This is a genomic window from Rubrivirga sp. (genome assembly GCF_049648075.1).
Taxonomy (GTDB): domain Bacteria; phylum Bacteroidota; class Rhodothermia; order Rhodothermales; family Rubricoccaceae; genus Rubrivirga.
Genome location: NZ_JBARYR010000427.1, coordinates 1 through 4,960 on the forward strand (window position 1 = coordinate 1; position 4,960 = coordinate 4,960).

General features: G+C 66.5%; 7 protein-coding genes and 1 pseudogene. 6 read left to right on the top strand and 2 right to left on the bottom strand.

Annotation, left to right across the window (positions count from 1 at the left end; translation table 11 throughout):
* On the bottom strand, nucleotides 1-393 hold a 393-nt coding region (locus WBA11_RS12155; protein ID WP_424520945.1), incomplete at its 3' end, for a Mur ligase domain-containing protein.
* A gap of 616 nt (nucleotides 394-1,009) precedes the next feature.
* The gene (locus tag WBA11_RS12160; RefSeq protein ID WP_424520946.1) at nucleotides 1,010-2,041 is read right to left on the bottom strand and encodes a D-alanine--D-alanine ligase family protein; all 1,032 of its coding nucleotides are present in this window, start codon (nucleotides 2,039-2,041) and stop codon (nucleotides 1,010-1,012) included.
* Nucleotides 2,042-2,141: 100 nt separating this feature from the next.
* Between WBA11_RS12160 and icd the strand changes: the two genes are divergently transcribed.
* From icd to WBA11_RS12190, 6 genes and pseudogenes are all read left to right on the top strand, one after another.
* On the top strand, nucleotides 2,142-3,383 hold the full coding sequence (gene icd, locus WBA11_RS12165) for an NADP-dependent isocitrate dehydrogenase (RefSeq protein WP_424520947.1): 1,242 nt from the start codon (nucleotides 2,142-2,144) through the stop codon (nucleotides 3,381-3,383).
* 33 nt (nucleotides 3,384-3,416) lie between these two features.
* Nucleotides 3,417-3,668, top strand: a complete 252-nt coding sequence (locus WBA11_RS12170; RefSeq protein ID WP_424520948.1) for a hypothetical protein — start codon at nucleotides 3,417-3,419, stop codon at nucleotides 3,666-3,668.
* A gap of 2 nt (nucleotides 3,669-3,670) precedes the next feature.
* Complete coding sequence (locus WBA11_RS12175; RefSeq protein WP_424520949.1) at nucleotides 3,671-3,793, top strand: hypothetical protein; 123 nt, start codon at nucleotides 3,671-3,673, stop codon at nucleotides 3,791-3,793.
* 22 nt (nucleotides 3,794-3,815) lie between these two features.
* Nucleotides 3,816-3,917, top strand: a pseudogene (locus WBA11_RS12180) (LD-carboxypeptidase); the annotation flags it as partial.
* Nucleotides 3,916-4,230, top strand: a complete 315-nt coding sequence (locus tag WBA11_RS12185) for a hypothetical protein (RefSeq protein WP_424520951.1) — start codon at nucleotides 3,916-3,918, stop codon at nucleotides 4,228-4,230. The pseudogene WBA11_RS12180 and the gene WBA11_RS12185, both read left to right, overlap by 2 nt.
* Before the next feature lie 40 nt (nucleotides 4,231-4,270).
* A complete protein-coding gene (locus WBA11_RS12190; RefSeq protein ID WP_424520950.1) occupies nucleotides 4,271-4,807 on the top strand; it encodes an outer membrane beta-barrel protein in 537 nt (178 codons plus the stop codon).
* Nucleotides 4,808-4,960 lie beyond the last annotated feature (153 nt).

A 4,960-nucleotide genomic window follows, 5' to 3' on the forward strand; every position in this document is an offset into this window, starting at 1 on the left:
CTTCGTCGCCGGCGTCAGCGTGCCGTTCAGGACCGTCAGCGAGATCCCGAGCGGCGTGTTCTTGTTGCCTTCCGACGACCGGACCTCGAAGGCCTGGCTCAGCACCGACTCGATGGCGCCCCGCGTCGTCGTCTTTCCAACCGACCCCGTGATGCCAACGACGTCGCAACCGACTTCGCGCACGAACGCCGACGCGCGGTCGACGAGCCACTGGACAGTGTCCTCGGCGACGACGACTTCGGCATCGACCTCGAGGTCGTGATCGACGACGACAGCGACTGCGCCCTTAGAGACGGCGTCTCGGACGAAGTCGTGCCCGTCGTGGGTCTCGCCTCGGATAGCGACGTAGGTGTCGCCGGGCTCGATCGTTCGGGTGTCGGTAGAGAAGGCCATTGCGAAAGGGATCTGGACCCAGAAAGATCGGACCGCCGAGGGCCGCTGGCATACCGCCCCGAGAGCGCAGGTAACGCGGGACGACGCCCTACGGCGATCGCCGTCCTAGAGGCGGTGTCTCCGAATGGTCCGCATCCACTGGTAACGCCGTAGGGATCACAGGTCTTCACCTCCGAGCTCATGAAACGTCGTGCTCTCATCGCGTCTGCTGCTGTCGTCCTCCTCAGTGGGGTCGCGTACTACATGCTCGTGCCGAGCTCCGACGATGTAGCGTTCGCAGCCGTCAAGCACTGCGAGTTGCTCGAGCTCCTCGCGCTAGCGGAGCAAGGTCCTATCTCTGACGACCTAGCGGAGGGCCTGCGAAACATGAGGTTTCACGTCGACGCGGCTCTCGACATCGCAAGAGCCCCCGGCGCTACCACCCGAGCCTTACGGACGGTCGACTGCGAACGGGTTCCCGAGTTTGACTGGACACCCTACGGAGGACAACCGCGCTAACCGCGACGGGCCCGCCCTCGAGATCGCTGTAGGTGGGCGTAAAAACAAGACGACCCTGTCGTTCCAACCTCGAGAACAAGCGCACAGCCTCTGTGGCTGTTCGCCATTTCTCCGTGCTTTACAGCCGCGTGAACCGCCGCGCTGAATCCCGCTCGTGACGGTCGAGAGCGAGCTGCAACAGGTCGTCCATCAACTGCTCCTGGCTCCGGCCCGTTTTCTCCCACATCACTGGATACATGCTCCGCGCTGTGAAGCCTGGAATCGTGTTGATCTCGTTGACGAAGGCGTCGCCGTCGGCCGTGACGAAGAAGTCGACGCGGGCCATTCCCTCGCAGCCGAGTGCTGCGTACGCCCGGACGGCCAATTCGTGCAACCGCGACGCCATCCCGTCCTCGAGGTCGGCCGGCACCTCCATGCGGCTGGCCTCCGGATCCTGGTACTTGGCGTCGTAGGTGTAGAACTCGGCCGTGGAGACGATCTCGCCGGGGATCGACGCTTGGGGGTTCTCGTTGCCGAGTACCGCGACCTCGATCTCGCGCCCATCGACGAATTGCTCGACCAACGCCGTCCGGTCGTACTGAAACGCTAGGGTGAGCGCGTCCTCGAGGCCGGCAGCATCTTGGACGCGGGACACACCGACCGACGAGCCGGCGTTCGCGGGCTTAACGAACAGCGGCGACCCGAGTTTTTCGGACAGTCGGTCAAACGAGAACGCATCCCGGTCGTGAGTGCGGACGACAGCGAACGGGACGCCCGGCAACCCGGCGTCGCGAAGCAGCCGCTTGGCCGTCGCCTTGTCCATGCACACGGACGAGCCGAGCACGTCCGGCCCGACGAACGGGAGCCCCAACGTCTGCAAGAACCCCTGAACGGTCCCGTCTTCCCCATTCGGCCCGTGCAGGACCGGAAACACCACGTCGAGGTCGACGCCCTCGATGCCCCGCGACGTAAACCGAGCCGGCGCCCCCGTCGCGCCCTCGAGGTCGGCGCCTTGCTCCAAGACGGACCACTGGCCGTCGCGGTCGATGTAGATCGGCGTCACACGGTGCCGGCCCTCGAGGGCGGTCCTGACGTTGCGGGCGGACAGGATCGAGACCTCGTGCTCGGGCGACTGACCGCCGTAGACGAGGCCGACGTGGAGACCGGACATGGGACGCGGGGAGACGTGGAGCGCCAAGCTACCGACCCAGACGCGGCACCGATCCGACCGCGCCGCGTAGCTTTCGGGCACCATTTCTCAACGCTCTCCAATGGCCGACAACTCCTCCGCAGGCGCCCCGATCACCATGACCGCCGACGGGCTCCAGGTCCCCGACCGCCCGTTCATCCCGTTCATCGAGGGGGACGGCATCGGCCCCGACATCTGGGCGTCGGCGTCGCGCGTCCTCGATGCGGCCGTCGAGACGGCGTACGGCGGAGACCGGCAGATCGTGTGGGAGGAGATCCTGGCGGGCGAGAAGGCCCACGGTCAGACCGGCGAGTGGCTGCCGCAGGCGACGCTCGACGCCATCGCCGACCGCCTGGTCGCCATCAAGGGGCCGCTCACGACCCCGGTCGGCGGCGGCATCCGGTCGCTCAACGTGGCGCTCCGACAGAAGCTCGACCTCTACGCGTGCGTGCGCCCCGTCCGCTACTTCACGGGCGTCCCGTCGCCGGTCAAGGAGCCAGAGAAGGTGGACATGGTCATCTTCCGCGAGAACACGGAGGACATCTACGCCGGCATCGAGTTCGAGGACGGAACCGACGACGCGGAAAAATTCAAGTCGCTCATGAAAGAGCACTTCCCGACGCGCTTCGAGAACGTCCGCTTCCCCGACTCGGCCGGGTTCGGTATCAAGCCCGTGTCGAAGGAAGGCACCGAGCGGCTGGTCCGGGCGGCCTACGACTATGCCATCGCTGAAGGCCGAGACTCCGTGACGTTGGTGCACAAGGGCAACATCATGAAGTTCACCGAGGGCGCCTTCATGGAGTGGGGCTACCAGCTCGCGGACGAGTCGTACGGGGCCGAGAAGCTCGACGGCGGCCCGTGGCGCCAGTTCACCAAGAACGGCGTCACGATCACCGTCAAGGACGTCATCGCGGACGCGTTCCTGCAGCAGATCCTGACGCGGCCGGCCGAGTACGGCGTCATCGCGACACTCAACCTCAACGGCGACTACGTGAGCGACGCTCTCGCGGCCGAGGTCGGCGGCATCGGCATCGCGCCGGGCGCCAACATCAACTACTCGACCGGCGTCGCGCTCTTCGAGGCCACGCACGGGACGGCGCCGAAGTACGCCGGCCAGGACAAGGTCAACCCGTCGAGCGTGATCCTGTCGGGCGAGATGATGCTGCGTTACATGGGTTGGACCGAGGCCGCCGACGCCATCATCAAAGCCATGGAGACGACGATCCAGCAGAAGCGCGTCACGTACGACTTCGAGCGTCAGATGGAGGGCGCCACGCTCCTGAAGTGCAGCGAGTTCGGCGACGCGCTGATCGAGAACGTGTGAGCTGCCCCGCCGCAAGACGACCAAGCCATCGCTATGACAGACCCACAACTCTCACGGGAGCTCGCCGAGCTCCGCCAACGCGTCGCAGACCTCGAGGCCGGGATCGGCATCTCCGAGCGGATTGGAGACCTCAACGGTGTCCCGGACTCGATGCTGTTTAGCGACAGCTTCCTGCGCCGAGCGTTCGCGGTCTTAGGCCACTACTTCGTCGCGTCGCTCATCGTGGCGCTCCCGTTCTACCTCTTGATCTTCCTTGGGGCCGCCCTCTTCGGCACGGCCTTGTAGCCGTGATCCGTCGCGACCTCGTCCGGCTCCTCGCGCCCGGAGCCGGGCTCGTCGGCGCAGGCCCAGCCGTCGCGCTCGCGTCCTCGAGGACACCGACCTCGAGGACGACGCGGAAACCCCGCTGAGGGGCGGCTGAGGCTCGCGCGGATCCTTCCCCACCTCGACTACGACGTGATGCGGGCCGACCCGAAGGTGCTCTGCGGGTTCAGCGACGTGACGTCCTCGTTGCTCGCCGTCTACGCCCAGGCTGACCTCGCCGCGGTCCGAACGGCATCTCAACTTCTCGGCGTTCACGACCGCGCAGTTTCAGTCGGTCGTGATGGGTGGCGTCACGGCCACGCTGTCGAACCCGCCCGCCCTCGAGGAGATCGTCCGATACCACGTCGAGCCGCTCCGCGTGCCGGCGTTCATGGGCGCCTCGATCGGCCACACGACACAAAAGCTGACCGTACCGATCGGCGTCGAGGCCGAGATGGACGCCAACGGGGGGAACGATCCGTCTCCTCGAACCGGCCGTTCTCTAGTTTCTGACCCGGCCGCAACACCGCCCCGTTACTCGTGAGCGGTAGGCGTCGGCACAGGAGTAGCTCACACCCTGCCTCATGCGCATCCTCACCCTCCTCGTCGCTCTCTCGGCCCCGCTTTCGGCCCAGACGTTCGTGTCGTTCCATGGCGGCGGCGCCGACTTCGATCTCTCGGGCGTCGGCCAGACGGCCGTCTTCGAGGCCCGCATGGGGGTGTTCGTCAACCGATACGTCTCCGTCGAGGGCGGGCTCGGGATATCCGACGTCCCGGAGCAGTTCGGCGACGTGTTCTACGCCCTGCCCAGCGTCGAGGTGCAACTCGGCGTCCCCATCATGGACAGCGTCCGGCCCTACGTCGGGATGGGAATCGGAGCCTTCGTCCCGCTCAGCGACCCCGTCCCGGGCCGACGTGAGGTCGAGGCTCCCCGGTTCGAGCTCGACTACGATCCGCCCACGCAGACCACGATCAACCTCGGCCTCGGCCTCGATGCCGGAATCGCGCCCGACCTCTTCGCTCGTGTGTCCGGGCGGCTTCGAGGGACCGTGGGTGATGGGCCAGACTTTTTCACGGGCACGTTCACCGAGGTGACCGTCGGGGTCGGCGTCCGCCTCTAGCCAACCAGCTTCCGCAGCGCCAGGACCGACCCGAGGTGCAGCCCTTCGTGGTACAGGTTGAACCGGTCCGCGTCGTGGACGGACTCGAGGACGACGCCCGGCGTCGTCGTGTACGACCGGAACGCTTCAAACCGACCGGCCTCGAGGTCGGCG